23 protein-coding genes and 1 pseudogene are annotated in these 19,538 nt (G+C 66.1%); 23 read left to right on the plus strand and 1 reads right to left on the minus strand.

What is annotated here, in order from left to right; translation table 11 throughout:
* Window positions 1-65 precede the first annotated feature (65 nt).
* The 10 genes and pseudogenes from BLT23_RS33000 (at window position 66) to BLT23_RS33040 (ending at window position 9,634) form a co-directional block, all read left to right on the plus strand.
* The gene (locus tag BLT23_RS33000; protein ID WP_090052852.1) at window positions 66-377 is read left to right on the plus strand and encodes a transposase; all 312 of its coding nucleotides are present in this window, start codon (window positions 66-68) and stop codon (window positions 375-377) included.
* 63 nt (window positions 378-440) lie between these two features.
* A complete protein-coding gene (locus tag BLT23_RS33005) occupies window positions 441-968 on the plus strand; it encodes a DUF5753 domain-containing protein (protein ID WP_281248931.1) in 528 nt (175 codons plus the stop codon).
* A 40-nt stretch (window positions 969-1,008) separates the two neighbouring features.
* The gene (locus BLT23_RS33010) at window positions 1,009-1,218 is read left to right on the plus strand and encodes a DUF397 domain-containing protein (protein WP_090056977.1); all 210 of its coding nucleotides are present in this window, start codon (window positions 1,009-1,011) and stop codon (window positions 1,216-1,218) included.
* Between the two features lie 146 nt (window positions 1,219-1,364).
* Window positions 1,365-1,655, plus strand: a pseudogene (locus BLT23_RS42125) (GAF domain-containing protein); the annotation flags it as partial.
* Window positions 1,656-1,868: 213 nt separating this feature from the next.
* A complete protein-coding gene (locus tag BLT23_RS41435; protein ID WP_342713718.1) occupies window positions 1,869-2,402 on the plus strand; it encodes a hypothetical protein in 534 nt (177 codons plus the stop codon).
* A 30-nt stretch (window positions 2,403-2,432) separates the two neighbouring features.
* On the plus strand, window positions 2,433-3,263 hold the full coding sequence (locus BLT23_RS33020; protein WP_176947038.1) for an SDR family NAD(P)-dependent oxidoreductase: 831 nt from the start codon (window positions 2,433-2,435) through the stop codon (window positions 3,261-3,263).
* Window positions 3,264-4,193: 930 nt separating this feature from the next.
* A complete protein-coding gene (locus BLT23_RS33025) occupies window positions 4,194-5,954 on the plus strand; it encodes a DUF262 domain-containing protein (protein WP_245744487.1) in 1,761 nt (586 codons plus the stop codon).
* Window positions 5,955-6,152: 198 nt separating this feature from the next.
* Entirely contained in the window at window positions 6,153-6,377 is a 225-nt protein-coding gene (locus BLT23_RS33030) for a hypothetical protein (protein WP_143036118.1), read from the plus strand.
* A 723-nt stretch (window positions 6,378-7,100) separates the two neighbouring features.
* The gene (locus BLT23_RS33035; RefSeq protein ID WP_143036119.1) at window positions 7,101-8,552 is read left to right on the plus strand and encodes a helix-turn-helix domain-containing protein; all 1,452 of its coding nucleotides are present in this window, start codon (window positions 7,101-7,103) and stop codon (window positions 8,550-8,552) included.
* A gap of 14 nt (window positions 8,553-8,566) precedes the next feature.
* Complete coding sequence (locus BLT23_RS33040; RefSeq protein ID WP_090057002.1) at window positions 8,567-9,634, plus strand: hypothetical protein; 1,068 nt, start codon at window positions 8,567-8,569, stop codon at window positions 9,632-9,634.
* A 129-nt stretch (window positions 9,635-9,763) separates the two neighbouring features.
* On the opposite strand, the gene BLT23_RS33045 is transcribed toward BLT23_RS33040, so the two are convergent.
* A complete protein-coding gene (locus tag BLT23_RS33045) occupies window positions 9,764-10,150 on the minus strand; it encodes a winged helix-turn-helix domain-containing protein (protein WP_176947039.1) in 387 nt (128 codons plus the stop codon).
* Window positions 10,151-10,256: 106 nt separating this feature from the next.
* Here BLT23_RS33045 and BLT23_RS40300 point away from each other — a divergent pair, with 106 nt between their 5' ends.
* From BLT23_RS40300 to BLT23_RS33110, 13 genes are all read left to right on the plus strand, one after another.
* The gene (locus tag BLT23_RS40300) at window positions 10,257-10,520 is read left to right on the plus strand and encodes a hypothetical protein (RefSeq protein WP_143036120.1); all 264 of its coding nucleotides are present in this window, start codon (window positions 10,257-10,259) and stop codon (window positions 10,518-10,520) included.
* Between the two features lie 50 nt (window positions 10,521-10,570).
* Window positions 10,571-10,819: a WhiB family transcriptional regulator gene (locus BLT23_RS33055; protein WP_090057571.1), complete on the plus strand. Its 249-nt coding sequence runs from the start codon at window positions 10,571-10,573 to the stop codon at window positions 10,817-10,819.
* Window positions 10,819-11,028, plus strand: a complete 210-nt coding sequence (locus BLT23_RS33060; protein WP_090057014.1) for a hypothetical protein — start codon at window positions 10,819-10,821, stop codon at window positions 11,026-11,028. Before BLT23_RS33055 ends, BLT23_RS33060 begins: the two co-directional genes overlap by 1 nt.
* The gene (locus tag BLT23_RS33065; protein ID WP_090057018.1) at window positions 11,028-12,380 is read left to right on the plus strand and encodes a DUF2637 domain-containing protein; all 1,353 of its coding nucleotides are present in this window, start codon (window positions 11,028-11,030) and stop codon (window positions 12,378-12,380) included. The genes BLT23_RS33060 and BLT23_RS33065 overlap by 1 nt, the downstream gene beginning before the upstream one ends.
* Before the next feature lie 92 nt (window positions 12,381-12,472).
* A complete protein-coding gene (locus BLT23_RS33070; RefSeq protein ID WP_090057021.1) occupies window positions 12,473-12,829 on the plus strand; it encodes a hypothetical protein in 357 nt (118 codons plus the stop codon).
* 55 nt (window positions 12,830-12,884) lie between these two features.
* A complete protein-coding gene (gene traB, locus BLT23_RS33075) occupies window positions 12,885-14,864 on the plus strand; it encodes a plasmid transfer protein TraB (RefSeq protein ID WP_143036121.1) in 1,980 nt (659 codons plus the stop codon).
* Between the two features lie 192 nt (window positions 14,865-15,056).
* Window positions 15,057-15,545: a Pycsar system effector family protein gene (locus tag BLT23_RS33080; RefSeq protein ID WP_090057029.1), complete on the plus strand. Its 489-nt coding sequence runs from the start codon at window positions 15,057-15,059 to the stop codon at window positions 15,543-15,545.
* Between the two features lie 15 nt (window positions 15,546-15,560).
* Complete coding sequence (locus BLT23_RS33085; protein ID WP_090057032.1) at window positions 15,561-16,028, plus strand: hypothetical protein; 468 nt, start codon at window positions 15,561-15,563, stop codon at window positions 16,026-16,028.
* A 24-nt stretch (window positions 16,029-16,052) separates the two neighbouring features.
* Window positions 16,053-16,502 (plus strand): single-stranded DNA-binding protein, encoded by a 450-nt coding sequence (gene ssb / locus BLT23_RS33090; protein WP_090057035.1) that lies wholly within the window; start codon window positions 16,053-16,055, stop codon window positions 16,500-16,502.
* Between the two features lie 89 nt (window positions 16,503-16,591).
* Window positions 16,592-17,221 (plus strand): GGDEF domain-containing protein, encoded by a 630-nt coding sequence (locus BLT23_RS33095; protein WP_090057037.1) that lies wholly within the window; start codon window positions 16,592-16,594, stop codon window positions 17,219-17,221.
* Window positions 17,221-17,613: a hypothetical protein gene (locus tag BLT23_RS33100; RefSeq protein ID WP_090057041.1), complete on the plus strand. Its 393-nt coding sequence runs from the start codon at window positions 17,221-17,223 to the stop codon at window positions 17,611-17,613. The genes BLT23_RS33095 and BLT23_RS33100 overlap by 1 nt, the downstream gene beginning before the upstream one ends.
* Window positions 17,613-18,047 carry an RRQRL motif-containing zinc-binding protein gene (locus BLT23_RS33105; protein ID WP_090057044.1) on the plus strand — a complete coding sequence of 145 codons (435 nt, stop codon included), beginning with the start codon at window positions 17,613-17,615 and terminating at the stop codon, window positions 18,045-18,047. The genes BLT23_RS33100 and BLT23_RS33105 overlap by 1 nt, the downstream gene beginning before the upstream one ends.
* On the plus strand, window positions 18,047-19,537 hold the full coding sequence (locus tag BLT23_RS33110; RefSeq protein WP_090057048.1) for a DNA cytosine methyltransferase: 1,491 nt from the start codon (window positions 18,047-18,049) through the stop codon (window positions 19,535-19,537). The genes BLT23_RS33105 and BLT23_RS33110 overlap by 1 nt, the downstream gene beginning before the upstream one ends.
* The last annotated feature ends 1 nt before the right edge of the window (window position 19,538 follow it).

Consider the following 19,538-nt stretch of genomic DNA (forward strand, 5'->3'; position numbering starts at 1 on the left):
TGAGGTTCCCCCGATAGCTCGGAGACTTTCAAGCATGGTCCGATAGGGCCTGAAGGGAGTCGTCCGTGGCAGCACCGAAGAAGTACCCCGACGAGCTGAGGGCTCGTGCGGTCCGGCTGTATAGGGAGTCGGATCCGAAGCCGGTGATCCGGCGGCTGGCCGAGCAGCTCGGGGTCCATCACGAGGCACTACGCAACTGGATCCGGCAGGACGAGGCCGACCGCGGGGAGCGGGATGACAGGCCGAGCTCCGGCGAGTCGGAGGAACTGCGCAGGCTGCGGCGGGAGAACGCGGAACTGAAGCGGGCCAACGAGATCCTCAAGGCGGCGAGTGCTTTTTTCGCCTCGGAACTCGACCCGACCCGGCGACGGTCGTGAAGCTCATCGCGCAGCTTCGCGGCCGCTTCGGGGTCGAGCCCATCCTCCGGGTCCGCGACGCTGATCCGCTGCAAGGCGAGCATGTTGTTGCCCGGGATGCTTCAGACCACGGCGTTGATGCGCTACCTCATGGAGACCGCGGGCGTCGAGCCTGAGGAGATCGATCGGCTCGTCACTCTTCGCGTTCGACGGCAGGAAGCACTGCTGGACGCCGCGCGTCAGTTCGAGTTCATCATCGACCAGGCCGCGCTCGCGCGAGTGAACCTGATCGCGGACACCACAGGCATCTGGGCGGGCCAGCTCGCTCGGCTCGCCGAGGTCGTGCAGCTGCCGAACGTGCGGATCAGGTGGGTGCCGTTCAGTCACGGGTTCTACCCAGGCCAGGAGAGCGACTACCACATCGTCACGTACGCGACCGACCCCGAACTGCACCTGATCTACGCTGAGCGCTACGACGAGCAAGCGGTCCTGCACGAGCCGAAGGTCGTCAAGAGGTACCTGGACTTGTGGGACGCGCAGGAGAAGGTCGCGCTTGAGTCGGATCAGGCGGCGAGCTTCCTCGCGTTCGTGGGCGGACCGCTGCTGTCGTGACGATTGGTGACGGCAACGGTAGAAGGGCCCGGCTTACGAGATGAACGAGCCATCAGCAGCATCCGATATCAGGGCTACCCCTTGGTTCAAGTCCTCTTACAGCCAACCGAGTGAGAGCGCCTGCGTCGAGATCCAGCACGCAGTCAGCAGGGTCGGCGTTCGCGACTCCAAGGCGCCGGACCAGGGCAGCTTGACCTTCAGGGCAGACGCTTGGACCTCCTTCACGAGCTGGGTGAGCAGCACCGTGTAGAGCGGTCAGTGAGCCTTCTTGAGCCGATTCACCCGAGCGCATGAATTAATCGCTGCATACCCGAGGTCCTTGGAGAAGCTCCAAGCGCAGCCGCTTTGCTGGAGATAGCCTGCCTGCTCAGGCCAATCTTCGACCGGGGGACGGCGGTGGCGGCTGACTGGTTGCTGGTCGAGACATTCTGCGGTGTTCGCCGGGAACCGACTGTGCTCGCGGTCGGAAGTCACCCGAAGAACATGGTTTCGGTTCGGTCCGTTCTCGGACGTGGCCCGTTCCTGCCGGATGTGCTCGGGACGATCGCTCGCGTGGTGAACGGGCGGGCGCGGGCACCGGTCGAAGCTTGAACAACCGCAGGTAAACGCCGCGTCGTGGCGCTGCCGCTTCTCTCGTACGACGGCTTGGTCCATGGTGTCCACGTGTGGGTGGGACCGCTCGGTGAAGAACCACCCGCACGTGATCCGGCAGGTGCGTGGCAGATCAACCTGACCCGGCACGTCAGCAGCAGGTCGGACGATCTGCTGCGGCTGTACGGGACGCGGCCTGATCGGTGGCGCAATGAGCACGACCTGGCCGAGCTGTTCGCCTACCAGCGGCTGCAGACGAACTCGGACGAGGCGAAGGCGTTGGCGCTCATCGTCAACGCGAAAGCGGGCATGGAGCACCTGGCCACCTGGACGGTCAACAGGGACGACGGTGCTCGACGTGCCGTGCACTTCGCGTGCCGTTGTGTCGAGGTGGAGGCACCTAACGGCCGGGTCGAGCTCGTGGTCCGGGGAATCACCCACGACATCGGCCCGGCCGAGAGCGTGCCGGCCGCGCCTCCACCCGTCCCGGTCCTCCTCGCGCAGCAAGTGCTCGCGGCGGAAGCGACGCCGGGACGGTGGCGTGCGATCGTCGATCTCCGCACGATGCGGCTGCTGAAGTGGCTGGACGACCCCATGCCGGGCGTCTCTTGGACGCTGGACGCACCACACCGTCCCGCCATTCATCGGGATGATCTGCGTGCCGCGGTCGGCCTCGCCAACGAACTCGGACTGCGTGGTCGTGCGGAAGGTGTGGTGCGGCTTCGGTCGGTCGACGGCGACTGGGTGAAGGTTGTCGTGTCCGCTGCGCTCATGGCGCTTGATCAGCACACCACCGCCGCGCTCGTCACCCTCACCGCCTCCGAAGGTGGCAAGGTCGACTGAGTTGCCGGCCGCGGGGTGAGGAGCTGGCTCGTGAACTGCTTCGAGGCGAAGGTCGCGGTGATCACCGGAGCGGCGGCGGGTATCGGGCGGGCCTTGGCGGTTGAACTCGCACGGCGTGGGGCGCGGCTCTCACTGCTCGATCGCAACCACGGCGAGCTGGAAAAGGTCGCGGCCGATTGCGAGACACTTGGCGCTCGAGTGCGGGCGCACGTGGTCGATGTGACCGACTGGGAGGCGGTTCAGGAGGCCGCGGTTCGGACCAACTCCGATCTGGGTGGCGTGGACTCTGTGTTTGCGGCTGCCGGGATCATCCACCGTGGCAGCCTGCTCGACTCCGACGTCGCGGACCTCGAAGAGGTCATGGCCGTCAACTGGCGGGGGTTGATGTACACCGTCAAGGCGCATCTTCCCTACGTCGTGAACGCCGCCGAGGGGCGGATCGTGACGTTCTCGAGCGCTTTCGGCTTGGTCGCGATGCCGAAGTACACCGGATACAACTCGTCGAAGTTCGCCGTCCGCGGCTTCAGTGAGTCGTTGCGCCAAGAGCTCGCGGATGCCCGCAGCGGAGTGTCGGTTACGTGTGTGTTCCCTGGGGGAGTTCGAACCTCGATCGTGCGCAACGGGCTCTTCGCAGCGGGGGAGAACCGTGATGCCGTGATCCGCGGTTTCGAGAAGCACGTCGCACGGACCGATCCTGACGAGGCGGCGGCCGTCGTCCTGAAAGGAGCGGAACGGCGTCGAGCGCGCGTCTTCGTCGGAGCGGACGCACGCCTGGTGGCAGTGCTCGCGCGTCTTGCTGGCGGCCACTATCAAGACCTGATGCCGGTTGTGGAGCGTGTGCTGGGACGTCGGTGGGGGTGACTGGTGGGCCGACGACCGGGTTGGCTTTGTCGCTATCGAGCTGATCCCTGAGCGCAACGCTGGAGTAGCCTCGGCTGACTTCCGACGCGATCGGGTTCGACTACGCCACTGCACATCATGTCGAGCTCGGCATGACCGCGGCAAAGGCAGGGGTGTGCATCCCGAAGATTGTGAGTAGCCGACCCGGCCACTCGAAGGTCGCGTTCAAGCTCGACAACCTGTTCGGGTGCAACGGGGGTGTTCGGCGTGCGCAGAAAGCCGGAGGGGCTCTGATCTTTGCAGATCAGAGCCCCTCCGGCTTGTGTGGGCGATACTGGGATCGAACCAGTGACCTCTTCGGTGTGAACGGCACCGGGCACGTCGCTGGTGGGCGCCCCTGTCTCAGGAGCGGCGCTCTGAGCAGCGTAAATGTTTTCGTGCGTCTCAGGTGGTACCAACACTAACGCTGCTGCGCGTGTGGTCGCGGCTACCGGTTCGGGTACAGCCGCATGCCACGCTCTTGCAATCGGTGCCTCGTCTAGAAACCGAGCTGTCGCGATCCGCGCATCACGCGCCACGCGCTGCTCCTGTCGCGGTCCACTGCTTCGTCTTCCTCGCACCCAACGCCTGCTCCCTCCTCGGCCAACCCATCGTGCCGCACAACAACACGTTGGTCATGAGGGGAGTGGCTCTGCCTCGCAGGATCGCCTGGGCGCAGCTGGCTCAGTCCCTTCGAAGGGTCGCGGCCACCCTCAACGCTTGCGCCTCGACCGCCTGCCCGGTGCGGAGGCATTAACAATTGCTAGGACGCTCCGCGTGTCTGATGACACGTCTAAAGTTGTCGGCTAATGTAAATGGCTTCGATCAGGCGCGATAAGTGGGGGCAAGATGACTGAAGCGGTACCCGGCGTTGAGTTGATCCCTATCAAGAGTGAGACCAAAACTATCCAGATGTGCTTCCAGCATTGCCTCTATGAGGTACCCAATTTTCAGAGACCATATAGCTGGTCGGAAGACCAGTTGGAGGACTTCTGGAACGACGTCGTACTTGCTCAAGGAGATTTCTTTTTCGGGTCTACTGTAACGTGGGTGAGCGCGAAGAGGGATCTCTTCAGGTCTACATACTCGATCATTGACGGGCAGCAGCGTCTGACCACGAGCACGATCATGCTTTCGGTTGTTCGCGATGCGTTCAATAAGGTTTCGCTGATTGCGGAAGGCGCCGATGATTCCGATGTTGGTTCGGCGGCGAAGGGGCAAGCCTCCGCGACTCAAAAGTACTTGATCGCGACGGATGACGACGGGAATTTCTACTCGGTCATAGCGCGCCCGGAAGAGATGTTTTACGAGAAAATACAAAACCCGAGCGCTATTCCCTCTGGTGCAAAATGGAATAGTAGTGCGGAGCGTCTAGGGGCTGCACGAACATTCTTCGAGAACCGCGTTCTCGGTGCCTTGGGCGACCTTTCTTTGGCGGATCAAGTCGACCGCCTGAAGTCCATAAGGGCAAATGTCTTGAAGGCACGCGTCATTCAGGTCGAGCTGACGTCGGAGGAAGATGGATTTCTCATCTTTGAGACGTTGAATACTCGCGGAGCTGATCTGCGTATATCCGACTTGGTTAAGAACCTTCTTATTAGGGGTGGCGCGACAACGGCGCCTGACCGTGAAGCGATCGCCGCAAGGTGGAATCGTTTGGTTGACAGAGTGCAGTTGGAAAGTCTGAAACCTGACGTGGTGGATCGCTTCATTTGGCAGTCTTGGAACTCTCGGCGCGCGGCGGTGAAGGAGCCGGAGCTATTCAAAGAGATTAGTCGCCTGGTTAAAGAGGATGCTGCAAAACATCTCGACTACCTTGCCGAGCTCGAGACTGACTCGCTGACGTATCAATGGCTAGAGAATGAGGATGTCCAAACTAGGCTGAAAAAAGGTGCGGACCGCAATGCCTTTGCGGTCCGCAAGTTTGCGGATAGTGTCCGCGCCTTGGCCATTTTCAACGTGTCTGTTGCAAACTCAACAGTTTTGGCTATCGCGCGAAAGTACCAAGAGTCATCACTAGTCAAGGAGTCTCAACTTATTGAGGTGATGCGCCTGGTTGAGAACTTCCACTTCCAGTTCACTGCTCTCACCAATAGTGGGTCTACGGGAGGGACGCGGGCGAGGTATAACCGATTTGCTGTCCGTCTCGAAGCGGCTAATTCTAGGGCTGAGGTGAGTGAGGCGATCGCAGATCTCAAGGTTAAGCTCGTCGCAAGCCTGCCTTCGCGTGAATTGGCGCTCAAGGCTTTTCAGGAGCTCTTCTATGCCCCCTCTGTCAAGCTGACTCAAGCACAGAAGCCCCGTGCCCGTAAAATTTTCATTGCGTACGTGTTGATGGCGTTCGCAAAAGCGGAGGCATCCATACCGGCAGGACAAGATCTCGCGTCCTGGTCTATTGAGCACATTAAACCTCAATCCACTGCTGGGGATAGCTATAAAGATCCTGTGTATTCGATCGGAAACCTAACTTTGCTGACGGATGCGCTCAATAGCTCCTTGGGTGCGGCGCCCCTGTCGAAGAAGGTGGAAGCGCTGCGAAAGGGGAAAGCGTATTTTGACCCCGAGTTGGAGTCATGGGCGCATGGCGGAGCCGTTGCACCTTCGGATGCGCAGATCAAGAAGCGAGCGGAACGCTTGGCGTTGGAAGCACTTGATCGGGTCTGGAGTTTGTAGAATCGTCATTAACGCGAGCTGAAGCAGTCAACTGGAGTGCCGGCGTCATCGCCCGCTCGCGCGGGCGATGACGTTCGATTCTTCAGTCTTCACGGTCGGTTTGGTCGTTCGCTACACCGGTCCGGACGACCCTTCGACGACAGCGTCCGCACGGTCCCAACGAGCGGCATAAGCGTGTTTCTCGTACAGTACTGGCTCATGGCCAACCAAGAGAAGAGTTCCCGGACTGACCGAGAGCGCGCGGAAGACTACCTGCGTGAGTCCGATGAGGTTGACATGGTCAGTCATGAGCACTCGCTGTTGCTCCGCGCGCTCTATCACGAGAACCGTCACGGTAACGACTTGCTCGCAACGCATACCAAGGTGCTCGGTGAGCTGACCGAGGTCTTGAGTCGGGTTGCTCGACATCTGGGTGATCGATGATCACCGACCTATCTCGAATACGAACATACGGGTCAGGCCGGTAGACGCTTCGCGTAATCGGTGGTGCGACGTTCGTTGCAGGAATCCGATCTCGATGTGGGCGCTGCAGAGAGTGTCGACGGCCTATGGCTCGTAGGCCTAATTCGGATAGGATAGAGATACTGTTCATCAAGAATTGATGTCTGCCTAAGGGGACTCCCGGCTTATATGGATGATGCTGAATCGACCGATGGCCCTGGTAAGACCCTGTTGGTGCGAGTCCTCGATGAGGAGTCGAGTGGAGCTCTTGACGTCGGTGGCAAGGGTGTTGCGGGGATAGCGGTTTCATAAGTCTGCTTTGATGAGGCGAGGATTCTGTGCACCGCAATCGATCATTTCATCAAGTGCCACATACCTGCTTTCTGCTACTATTGCCGGTGTAGCTCGGATTCGAGGAAGAAGGTTGTGGCTTGTCCGATAACTTCATGAACGGGCCTGGTGTTCACGAGAACATAGCCAGTGAAATGGCGAGGGATGGGGATCCCGCTAAGGCGCAAGTGCACGCACTGCTTGCCGTCGCGTCAGCCATCAACCGGCTTGCTGACGCTGTGGAGAACCGAGGTTAGTGTTAGAGCCCGCCCAGTGTGTTGGGCGGGCTCTAACACGTCGGGGCCGTCGTGGCGGTGCGAGCACTCGATCCCTCAGAGCCAAGTGGCAAGATGACCTGGGACGACGGTGGAGGACATGAGCGCCGTGGATCGTGATACCTGGCTGAGGAGAACCAAACAGGGCAATGCGGCAGACGACGCTGGCGCTGTAGTGCGGGCTTGGCGCGCATCGAACAAGCAGAACCAAACCGCCGTCGCTAGTCTTCTCGGCATCACCCAACAGAACCTCAGCCAGATCGAGAAGGGCACGCGTCCGGTCTCGCTTGAACTGCGCCGCAAGCTCGTCGAGCTACTCGGCATTGCCCCCGAAGACCTGGGCCTGTCATCCGGCCAGGCGCGCTCCTTCATCGCGTCCGACGACGCGAGTCCACACATCGCGTTCAGCCGCTTCCAGTGGCGCAACCAGCGCCGATGGCTGAATCAGCATCGCTCCGAGCTGGCGCAACTTGCGGTGAACCTCTACCCAGCTGAGTACCGCGTTCCGCGCACACCGCTGATCTCGCACCCGGAATGGGTCGCCGCTGGTCCAGTGGAGTTGTCGACGCTGAACCTCACGCTGTCCGAGCAGCCTCACCCAGTTGTGGTCGACGGCTCGGAGTCGGAGACCGAACCCGTAAGGCCGCTACGCGTCGGCACGACGCACTTCGAGCGGTACACGTCGGTCATCAAGCATCTGGACCCGCCAACGCTGTTCGAGTCGCGCCCCAGCTACCGCCTGCTCAGCGCCGACCTGGTTACCAACAAGTTCGAGTTCGGCCTCGCGGCGTACTTCGACAAGCTCGATGTCTCCGAAGCGCTAGGCCACGAATTGGCACGGGCGTGCATGGACAAAGGCATCCCGACCGATCCCGCGCAGCTGCGCGGCCAGCTCCCGTTCCGCGACCTGATCGGCGACCCGTTCGACCCGGCAAGGCGCGCGATCATCCCCGCGATCACTACGTTGACGATTCGCCTGCGCAGGTACCCGGCTGAGCCGTCGTTCCTGCTCCACTGGCGAGACCCGGCCAAGGTCGCGACCGCGGCCGGCGTGTACGACGTCATCCCGGCCGGGGAGTTCCAGCCGTCCAGCGTCGCACTGTGGGACCGCACGAACGACTTCGACATCTGGCGGAACATCGTCCGCGAATACTCCGAGGAACTGCTCGGAGAGCCGGAGTTCGACGGCACGCGTACGCAGCCGATCGACTACGACAACTGGTCGCTGTACCGCGAACTCACGCAGGCTCGCCAAGACGGCAGCGTGGGCGCGTTCTTCCTCGGCACGGGCATGGATGCGCTGACGCTCGCGGCGACCATGCTCACGGTCGTGGTGATCGACGACGACGTGTTCGAGCGGGTATTCGGCGACGCTGTCCGCTACAACGACGAGGGCGAGATCGTGGCGGTTGGCGGTGGCACGCCTACCGAGGGCATCCCGTTCACGGCGGAGTGCGTGGACCGGATGCTCAGCTCCGAGCCGATGGCGTCACCAGGTGCGGCGTGCCTCGCGCTGGCCTGGAAGCATCGTGACCAGTTGCTCGGGTTCTGACCGGAGAGGACGCAATGCCGACGTCTGAACAGTGGCTCGAAGTTCGCGCGTACCTGGGGGAACACCGTCACGCGTTCGCGGCGAAGGCCGCGGAGCTGTACCCGGACGCTCCGAAGGTGGCGGGCACGCCTCTTCTCACGGCTGCGAGCTGGGTACCGGACGCGCCGGTGCCGCTGACGGACATCTCTCTCCGGCTGCAGCGCGACGCGGAGTTCGTCGGAGTCGACGGGACGGGAGGGGCTGCGGCGAACGTGCTTCCCGAGGGCGACTACGGCACGTACTCCGAGGCGATGGCGAAGCTCGCGGCGCCCAAGGTGTTCCAGAACCGGTCCACTTACCGGCTGCTCGATTTCACCGACCAGCACCTGACGTTCTGCATCGGTTCCTACTTCGACGGCATCGACGTGGGGGAGGCGTGCGCTCACGAGTACGCCGCGCGCCAGCTCGGGCACGTCGACGAGCTCCGGCTGCGGTCCGCGGTGGCGGACCCGTGCGACCCAGCGCGCCGGCCGATGAACGTCGCGATCAGCACGCTTACGATCCGCCACGACCGGGCGAGCGGCGATGCGACGTTCTTCCTGCACTGGCGCGACCCGAAGCGCGTCGGTCACGCGGGCGGGATGTACCAGGTGCTGCCCGTCGGAATCTTCCAGGCGTCCAGCGACGACGAGCGCAACATCGAGAACGACTTCTCGCTGTGGCGGTGCATGATCCGCGAGTTCGCCGAGGAACTGCTGGGCGAGTCCGAGGAGCACGACTCGCCGATCGACTACGACGGCTGGCCGTTCGCCAAGACGCTGACCGACTCGGTAGGGGACCAGGTGCGCGTCTCCTACCTGGGGATGGGCGTCGATCCGCTGACGTTCGCGACTGACATGCTCACCGTCGCGGTGATCGAGGCGTCGTTGTTCGACGAGCTGTTCGGTGACCTGGTGGAGAACAACGACGAGGGTCGCGTGCTCGAAGGGCTCGCCTTCACCGCGGAGAACATCGAACGGTTCGTGCATAGGGAACCGACGCAGGCCGCTGGCGCGGCACTGCTCGCGCTCGCTTGGAAGCACCGCGCGGACCTGCTGGCGTAGAGCGAATACAACGGGGCGTTGTACAACGCCCCGTTGTTGGAAACCGACCCCTCCCGAACGGCAAGCTCGTCGTGTCCAGAGACGAGCAGACGGAAGGGGGAGGGGATGACATCGCCTGGAGCTGTTGAGCTAGTCCGCAGGAAGTCCGGCGATGAGGTCAGCGACGCGGCTGTCGAGAGCATCGACGTCGCGGCGAACCGACCGCAGTTGCTCGCGCACTTCCACGAGGCCGGCGCGAGCTTCCTGGAGCTGTTGCTCCGGCGTTTTCGGCTGGTCGTCGGGGTCTGCCACGACGGCACCCGCGTTCGGCTTCACCTTCACGCGGCCCTCCGCCGCGAGCATCCGCACCGCCTCGCCGACCGTGTTGGGGGCGGCGCCGAACATCTCCGCCAGCTGGCGGTAGCTCGGGAGCTTCGTCCCGACGGGGTACTTCCCGGAGTCGATTTCCTGACGTAGCAGGTCGGCCAGTTCTGCGCGATTGCGCTGCTCAGCGCCGGTCTCAACGTCTCCAGTCACGATCACAGGCTACCCGTGTCTTAAGCCACCCGTTGACACGTGTTCAGTCGCGCCCTACTGTCTCAAGTCATCTCAACTGACTTAAGTCAATCAGGAGGTTCGTCGCATGAAGGTTCGACCGATCGCAGAGGTGCTTCGAGCCGATCGGCTGTCGCTGATCTCCGAAGACGCCCAGGTCGACGACGCAAACCAGCTCTCGGATCTCGCCCTGCTGAGCACCGCGCTGGTCGAGGCGCTCGCCGCTCAGAAGAGGGGAGAAGTCATCGGTCCGGAGATCGATGAGCTGACCTTGCGCCGTGCTGAACGCCGTGCTCGTCGCGCGGACGGCCGCCGGGCGCTTCACGTGCAGGTTCTTGGAGGTGTGGCATGACGACGACCCATTCCCTGGCGAAGCACGACAGCCTCTACCAGTTGCTGTCGATGCTGACCGGTCCTGAGTTCGGTGAGCGCCCGGCGTGCGCTGACGAGGACCCGGAGCTGTTCTTCCCGGAGTCCGGTCAGGTGGCGCAGATCAGCGAGGCGAAGACGGTGTGCCTGTCCTGCCCGATTCGGCGGGCGTGCCTTTCCTACGCGCTGCAGCACGGGGTGCAGGGCGTGTGGGGCGGCACCACCGAGGACGAGCGTCGGGCGATGCGCCGCGGTGCCTCGTCGCGGAAGGCGGTGGCGTGATGAGGTTCTTCGCGATGTGGCCGCTGGCTGCGTTCGGCTCGCTGCTCAAGCTCGCGTTTTGGGCCGTGCTCATCGGTTTCCTGTGCTACCTCGCGTTGCCGGAGTCGTTGCTGCCGCTGGTTTTCGCGGCACTCGGTGGCTTCGTGTTGGCGATGGTCCTGGTGCTCAAGGCGGTCACGAAGTCGCGCTCGGATCGGGGTGAGCGGTGATGACGCTCATGGACCGCAAGGCGGTGCGGATCGCGGCGAGCACGGAGGCGGACATCCGTCGGGCCGATGCTGCGGCTGCTCGGGAACTTGAGGTTCAGCGCGCGGAGATCGAACTGGCGCGTGAGCGTGCGCAGGCCATGCGGGCGGAACGGCTGGCGCGTAACGAGGATCGGCAGGCGGAGCGCGCTCGCAAGCACTCGGAGCGCCAGGAGCGCAAGGCTGAACGGCGGGCGCGGGCGGAGCAGCGGCGGGCGCTGCGTGCGGCGTGGTCGGCGCGGGTGACCGGGTGGCTGGCCGATCGGGTGATCGTGGTCCCGATCGTGCTGGCGATGGTCGGTGCATGGTGGGGGCAGTTCCAGCTGTTCAGCCTTCGGCTCGGGTGGCCGGCGCCGTTGGCGGCTGCCGCGGCGACGGGGATCGAATGCATCGGGTTCGTGTGCGGTCGGTTGGCGCACGTGGCGCGGCAGGCGGTCACGGTGACCACTGCGGACGGCCGCCAGGTGGAGCGTGATGACTCCGCGTGGATGGAGCGTCTGGTGATGTGGCTGGTGGTCGGCTACGCGGCCGGGTCGAACTGGGCGCACTCCGGTGACCCGACGGTGGGTGTGCTGTCGATCGTCGGCGTGGCCGTGTGGGAGACGCGGGAGCGTCGTGCGCACCGCCAAGCGCTCGCTGCGGCCGGTCGGCTACCGGCGCGGCGTCCGCGGTTCGGTCTGGTGCGGTGGCTGCGCTACCCGATGTGGACGTGGCGGGCGTGGTCGGTCGCGCTGCGGCACGGGCTGACCGACGCGGCCGAGGCGCTGGCAGTCGCCGACCGCGAGGCGGCGGAGCACCGCGACCGCAAGGCCGCGAACAAGGCTCTCGGGTGGAGGGCACGGCGTCGGTTCGGTCGCGTCGTGGCCGCCCGGATCAAGGCGACCGACGAGGAACGTCGTCGCGCGGCCGAGCAGGTCATCCGCGAGGCGGAGCAGGTGACGGGGGCAGCGGCTCTGCTATTCGGTCCGGACGCGCTCCGGCAGCGGGCGAACGGCGCGGCCCGGTCGCGGCCGACCAGCGACAACGGCTCCGGCGGGTACGGCGATGAGCAGCCGGTTCGGTCGCGTCGGCTCGGGTGGTTGCGCGTGGCCGGTCGCGGCGACCAGACGGCGACCGAGCCCGTGCCCGTGGTGGTCGACGGAGTGGACATCACGGACCTGATGCCCGCCGCGCGCCAGGCCGCGGCCGAACTGGGCGACCGGCTGACCCGCGACGCGCTGTGTGAGGCACTGCGTGCGGCCGGGTTGTCGGTTGGTGGCAAGCGACGCAAGGCCGTCTACGACGCGGTGCTGGCCGAACGTGACCGGGCGGCATGACCGGCGGGGTGCGGCACCCGCGCAGTGGTGGGTGCCGTGCCCGGTCGGCCAGCGCACTCGGCAGGCCGCAGTCCCGAGAGAGGGGTGAGCACGTGAACGGCAGGCAGCTGACGTTCGGGGAGCCCGAGTTCTTCGCCAGCTCCCACATTCACGACTACTGCAACAACGTCCGCACGCTGATGCGACCGCTGGTGAGCGAGCTGCACGTGAGCGCGGAAGAGCTGGAGGCGGCGCTCAAGCACGTGAGGTCGGTCAACCCCCACGCGTTCGGCCTGGACTCGAAGGTGCGGGCCAAGCTCGTCGCCGCGCACCTGCGCCGGGCGTCGGAGGCGGCGGAGGTGATCTGCGCGTCGGCGGTGCGCACGTACCTGAGCTTCCGTAAGCACTACGTCGCCGAGATCGACATGACGGCCAAGAACCGCGGCCGGAACTTCCAGTTCGACAAGTAGGCACGTCGCGTCACCGTTGGTACCGCGAGGAAACCGCACGAAAGGAGTGGACACGGTGGGAAGCAGGCGGACGGCAGGCGGCGACCTCGCGGCCAGCAACTCCGAGATGGGCTACTACGTCCCACGCAACTACGTAGGCAGCAAGCTCGCCCCGTACCTGGGGCAGTGGATGCTGATGCTGCTCGCGTGGCCGGTCGGCGCGCTGACGCACTGGATGATGGCAGACTCGGCTCACCTGCCGTGGCTCACGCCCGGACTGGCCGTGATGGGCGCGATTCTGGCTGGTGTGGCGTGGAAGGCGGGCGGTGCGCGGTCGCCGATCACGCAGACGCACGCGGCGGTGACGGTGCTGATCGGCACGGGGTGGATGGTCGCGTGCGCGATCACCGCGCCGTGGACGAACCCGCTGTTCGGGCTGTGGCTCTACGGCGGCGCCGGGCTGGCGATCTCGTGGAACATCCGCCGTGCTCTGCGCGGTGGCGGCGACGGGGATGCGGCCGGCGGGCTGTTCGAGAAGGTCAAGCTCGCGGGCGTGAAGACCAAGGCGATCGACGTGGCTCCCAACAAGGTCACCGCGGCACTTGCCCTGCCCGCTGGGGAGATCTCGGTGGAGGACATGCAGGGCGCGTCGAACAAGCTGGCTCAAGCGTTGCGGCTGCACAAGGGCGCCGTGCGCATCAGCGGCGATCCGGACGACCTGTCGCAGGCCACGATGACGATCGTCCCCAACGACGTGCTGCGCCACCCGCAGCCGTGGCCGGGTCCGTCGGCTCCGGGTGGGTCCATTGTGGAGCCGATCGTGCCGGGCCTGTACGAGGACAACGAGCCGGTGCGGCTGTGGCTGCCCGGTGACAAGAAGACCGCGCGTCAGCTGACTCACGTGCAGGTCAACGGCATGAACGGCTCCGGCAAGTCGCACGGTGCCAAGATCGCGTGGACCGAGATCGCCACGCGCCGCGACGTGGTGCTGATCGTGCTCGATCCGTCCAAGGGTGAGCAGACGGTCGGGTTCCTCGGGGACAACGTGCACACCGTGACCGGGCACAAGGAGTGCGCGCAGTTCGTCACCCGCGTGCCCACGGCCATCACCGAGCAGGCGTCGCAGCTGGGCAAGTGGGGCTTTGACCAGTGGGTGCCGCAGGCTTACGAGGAGCACGACATGCCGTTCATCGTGCTGTGGATCGAGGAAGCCTCGCGCGTGCTCGAAGACGCCGCGACCCTGACCACAATCGCGGAAGAGGCCCGGTCCGCGGGGATCTCGGTGGTGTTGTCGCAGCAGAAGTCCAGCTTCCGCCGCATGAGCACCGACATCCGTTCGCAGCTCGGTGCGGGCTGGTGCTTCGGCGTCAACGACGCCGGCGACGCCGCGTTCTGCCTGTCCGACGAGATCATCGAGGCGGGCGCGGCACCCGAGCGGTGGAAGAACCGCAGGGCTGGCTCCTTCTACCTGGAGGCGCCCGGTATCGAGGAGGACCGCATGGTCATGCCTGCCCGCACCTACGCCACGACCGACGCCGAGATGGCCCGTGCCATCAACGAGTGCCGTGACGTCCGGGCCGCACTGTGGCCGCGTACCGCCGAACTGCTCGGGCTGCCTGCCCGTCCATCCGGAACCGGTGCTGCGCCCGCAGGGATGCGCGAGAACTTCGCGCCCGTGCACGACCTGAACTCCATGCCCGACATCACCGACGAGGAGGCGTCCACCCCGCTCGAACTCCCTGCCGACCCCGAGGCCGACCTGGAGGGCGGCATGGACACCGAGCTGCCCGAGGACATCGCCCTGGACCTGCCGACCGGCCGCCCGCCGAGGCGCGTGGCACGGGATCGCCTGCGCCGCATCGTGGAAAAGCTTGTCGCCGATGGACGCCAGGAGATCACTGTCCGGGACCTGCCCGACCCCGAAACCACCTTCGGGCGCAGTCGGTCATGGGTCTCCGGCGAGCTGGCCGCCCTGGTCCGCGACGGCGTCCTGCAGGAGGTCGGCACCGACGGCAAGGCCATCGTCTACCGCCCGGCACACGAACACGCAGCGTGATATCTAGCGGACGCCTGACGTCCCCGCACGTCACCTGACGTCAGGCGCCCGCACTCCCGCCCAATGCGCGCGGGCGCGCGTGCGCGCGCGAAACCCCATTCATAACACCGTTACACACAACAGCTGACGACACGTCGGCCTGGTTCCGCACACCCAAATTCGACTACTCAGAGTGATTATTGGAGGGGTGTCATGACCCGCTGCGAGTACGTCGCGGTCCCCGCTCAGCAGCACCACGCCGAGGCCGTGACGGCCGCGGATCTGGAGGTGCGCGACGAGTTGCGCCGCACCGACATGAAGGCGATCGGAATGCTCGGGTTGTTCAGCGTCGCGCTGGCCGCCCTGCTCGCGCTCATCGCCGCGCAGCCGAGCACCTTCGCCGCCGTCCTGTTGCGGCTTGCCGCCCTGCTCGTCGCCGTGTCGATCGTGCTGCTGCTCTCGGTGATCCGCCCCGTCGGCATCTACAGCAGTCCCTACGGCTTCCCGCGCTGGGCCTGCTTTCGCGGTCAGCCGGCGGCGCTGCTAGACGACCTCACTGCCCCCGACGTCCTCAACGGACGCCTGGAGGTGCTCGCGGTGCTGTCGGCCAGCCTGCTGACCAAGTACCGGCGCATCCGCGCGGCAGTGCACTTGCTCGGCACCGGGTTCGCGTTGCTCACCCTTGCGTCGTTCACCGCCTGAACAGGGGAGGGCGCCATGACGACCGCTGCGCAACAGGCCGTGTACGCAATCGAGACCCTGGCACACCACGAGGCCGCACATGCCGTGATCGCCCTCGTCGGTGGCGGCACCGCACCGAAGGTGCGGATCTGGCAGGCCAGCCCGACCCGTTGGCGGGGCTGGACCGACATGACGTTCAACGAGACCCCCGAGGGCGACGAGGCCGCCGCACTCGCACTGCTGGCCGGAGTTCCCGCCGAAAGGTTCTGGCTCGAAGCCCACAACGTTCCGCGTTCCCGCTGGCCGCACGACGTCGAGGGCAGCGGTGCCCGAGACCGCCAACTCGTCCACGAGTGCCTCGCTCGCATCCCGCGCGACCAGCGCCCGACCTTCCAGGCGATGCAGAGCAAGGCCGAACGGCTCGTCATCACGCACTGGGACCGCATCACCGACCTGGCCGCCCGCCTCGTCGCCGACCAGTGCGTCCACCACGTCACCCGCTGATACCCCGACGAAAGGAGCACGATCATGGCTGGTCTTCCCGAGGTCACCGTTGCCGGAACGCTGACCGCCGATCCCGAGCTGCGGTTCACGCAGTCCGGCGTCGCCGTCGCCAACTTCACCATCGCGGCCAACGACCGTCGCTACGACCAGCAGTCCGGACAGTGGGTCGACGGTGACGCCACGTTCCTGCGCTGCACGTTGTGGCGCCAGCCCGCGGAGAACCTCGTCAACTCCGTCGGCAAGGGCAACCGCGTGCTGGTCACCGGCACGTTGCGGCAGCGGTCGTTCGAGCACGACGGCCAGAAGCGCACGGTGCTGGAGCTGGACGTCACCGAGGTCGGGCCGTCCGTGCGCTGGGCCACCGCGAAGGTCACCAAGGTCACCCGCACCAACGCCGAGTCCGCCCCGGCCGCGGATTCCTGGGGCGCTCCGCCCGCCGGCGGGTCCGGGTTCGCGGGTGAGCCGCCGTTCTGACCGACTTCGGACGTTGCGGGGCGACGCCGGCAAGCACTCGCCCCGCAACTCCGCTCTCCCACCGCTTCCACGGTTTCGAGGAGCCATCCATGAGTACCACCAACACGATCCTGCTGACCAGCACCGTCGCTGCGACGGCGGGCTACCTGGTCACCAGCGCCTACGCGGTACACCTGTTCAGCCGACTGCACATCGACGGGCTGACCAGCCTGGGCAACCGCGAGGCGCTCGGCATCCTGGCTCGCCGCGCTGCTTCGCGCCGCCCCGGTTCCGTCGGGTTGCTGCTGCTGGACGTCGACAACTTCAAGGCCATCAACGACACCCACGGGCACGCCGTCGGCGACGCCGTGCTGAAGGTGCTCGCCACCCGGCTCGACTCACTGCGGCTGCCGGGGGAGCGCGCCGTGCGGCTGCACGGGGACGAGTTCGTGCTGTGGCTGGGCGCGGTGCCATCCGACGAGCGTGGCCGCCAAGCCGCCGCACACCGCGTCGCCGCTGTCCGCACGGCACTGACGAAGCCGATCGTCCTGGGCGGCCTGCGGCTGAACCTCGCGGTCAGCATCGGCGCGCACACGCTGCCCACCCGCGATCTGCAGCTGTCCGCGCTGCTCGCCGGTGCTGACGCGGCCATGTACGTGGACAAGCACGGACGCCGCCTCACCAGCCTTCCCGCCAACGGGCGCCTGCGCGACCACCGTCCCGGACGGGAGAGCGCCTGATGGGCATCGTCTACTGCGGTCCATACGCGGACCTGATCGACTCCTACGACCACGAGGGCTATGCCGACCGCAAACTTCCCGGCGGCAAGGTCGGCTACGTCGCGCGGTGCAGTTGCGGTTGGACCGGCAGCACGCTGTTCGAGCCCAGCGAGGACGGCCGCGAAGCCGCAGGCGACGAATGGGACCGCGAGCACCTGCAACCGCTGATCAGCGAGGCCAAGCGGGCATGGCACCGATGGGCAGACCGCACCGGTGGCGCACTGCAGAACGTCGCGAACTTGGTGCGTGACCGCCAGTTCGGCCACGCGTCGCGGGTCCTCGGACGGCTGATCACGGAGCTGGAGACCCGCCAGCGCGTGGTCGAAGGACTGGCCGACGGGCGGGACGAGTGATGGGCAGCCGTACGCGCCCGATCTGCGAAGTCGTGCTGCCGTGGAACGGGCAGACCGCATTCTGCCGGGGCTGGGAAGGCGGGCTGATCGTGTTCGCCTGGCGCGGCAGGCCCGGCGCCGTCCCGCCCGGCCTCGCGACTCGTCGCCAGCTGCGAGCGATCGGCCTGCGCCCCAACGGCCAGGGCGCACAGGCGCTGCTGTGGTTCCGCCACCGCAAGCCCTACCGCCGTGCCGAACTGTGCGACCTGTTCCGTGTCGACCTTGCGGCACCCGTCCGGCCGCTCAACGCCGCCCGGATTTTCGCGCTCGACAAGGCGATGGCCGCGCGTCGCTGGTGCCCGCAGTGCCAGCGCGATGTCGGCTACTGCGTGCCCACCTCCTACGGCCGCTGCTGGGCCTGCTTCGAGGCCAACGAGAGCTTGGAGGCTTGCTGATGTCCCTCACCTTCACCGACATCTTCTGCGGCGCGGGCGGTTCCTCGATCGGCCTGTCAGCCGCCGGGTTCGAGCTGAAGCTCGCCGCCAACCACTGGGACCGGGCGATCGAGACCCACGCCGCGAACTTCCCCGGTGCCGAGCACCTGTGCGCGGACGTCTCGAACTACGACATGCGTCGCCTGCCTCGCACGGACGTGCTGTGGGCGTCGCCGATCTGCACCGAGATCAGCCCGGCCGGCGGGCGCAAGCGCCAGCGCGCTCAGCTCGACCTGCTCGAACAGGGCTCCGTCCGGCAGGCCGGTTTCGAGCGGACTCGCGCGACCTTCATGGACGTCATCCGAGCCACCGAGGTGCACCGCTACAGCGCGGTGCTGGTGGAGAACGTGGTCGACGTCGCCACCGACTGGGAGCTGTTCGACTGGTGGGTCGGCGGCATGAAGCTGCTGGGCTACAACGTCCAGTTCACCAGCGTCAGCTCCGCGCACATCGGTGACGAGGACAACCCCCACGCGCCGCAGTGGCGCGACCGGCTGTTCATGAGCTTCACCCGCGAGGGCATCCCGCTGCCCGATGTCGCGCCCCGGCCGCTGGCGTGGTGCGAGGAGTGCGGCGAGCAGGTGCGGGCGGTGCAGTCGTGGCGCAAGCCGCGGCCCCGGCCGATCGGGAAGTACCGGCAGCAGTACGACTACCGCTGCCCGAACTCCGCGTGCCGCCACGCCCTGGTGGAGCCCTACGTGCTCCCGGCCGCCGCCGCGATCGACTGGACCGACCTGGGCGAGCGCATCGGCGACCGCGCCAAGCCGCTGGCCGACCGGACCATGAAGCGGATCGAGGCCGGACTGGCGATGTTCGGTGAACCGACCATGATCACGGTCACCCACGGCGGCGACGACGGCCGCGCCTACCCGGCCCACACGGCTCCGCTGCACACCCGTACCGTGAAAATCGGCGACGGCCTGGCGACGCCCGGCTACCTGGTCCCCTCGGGCGGCACCTGGCGCAGCGACCCGACGAGCCTGCGCGTGCCGATGCCCGCGCGCACGACGCGCGAGAACGACGCGCTGGTGTGCTCCCCGTTCGTCACCGTGCTGCGCAACCACGCCACCGCCACCGGTGTGGACGTACCGCTCACCACGGTGTCGGCGGGCGGCAACCACCACGGCCTGACCGTGCCGCCCGGCGCAGCTCCGGCTCGCAACCGCCACACCCTGGTCATCCCGTACCGCAAGGGCGCGAAACCACACCTCACTGACCAGCCGCTGTCCACGGTGGCCACGCGGGAACAGCACGGCGTGCTGCGCACCGCGATCGACGTCGCCGACTGCCGCTACAGGATGCTGCGTCCCCGCGAACAGCTCCGCGCGCAGCGCTTCCCGGACCACTACCGAGTCACGGGCAACGTCGCCGAACAGACCATGCAGGCCGGAAACGCCGTGTCCGCCAACGTCGCGCAGTGGCTCGCCGGCCGCCTCGCTCAAGTCCTCTGAC

This window comes from Lentzea fradiae (genome assembly GCF_900100955.1).
In the GTDB taxonomy this organism is placed as follows: domain Bacteria; phylum Actinomycetota; class Actinomycetes; order Mycobacteriales; family Pseudonocardiaceae; genus Lentzea; species Lentzea fradiae.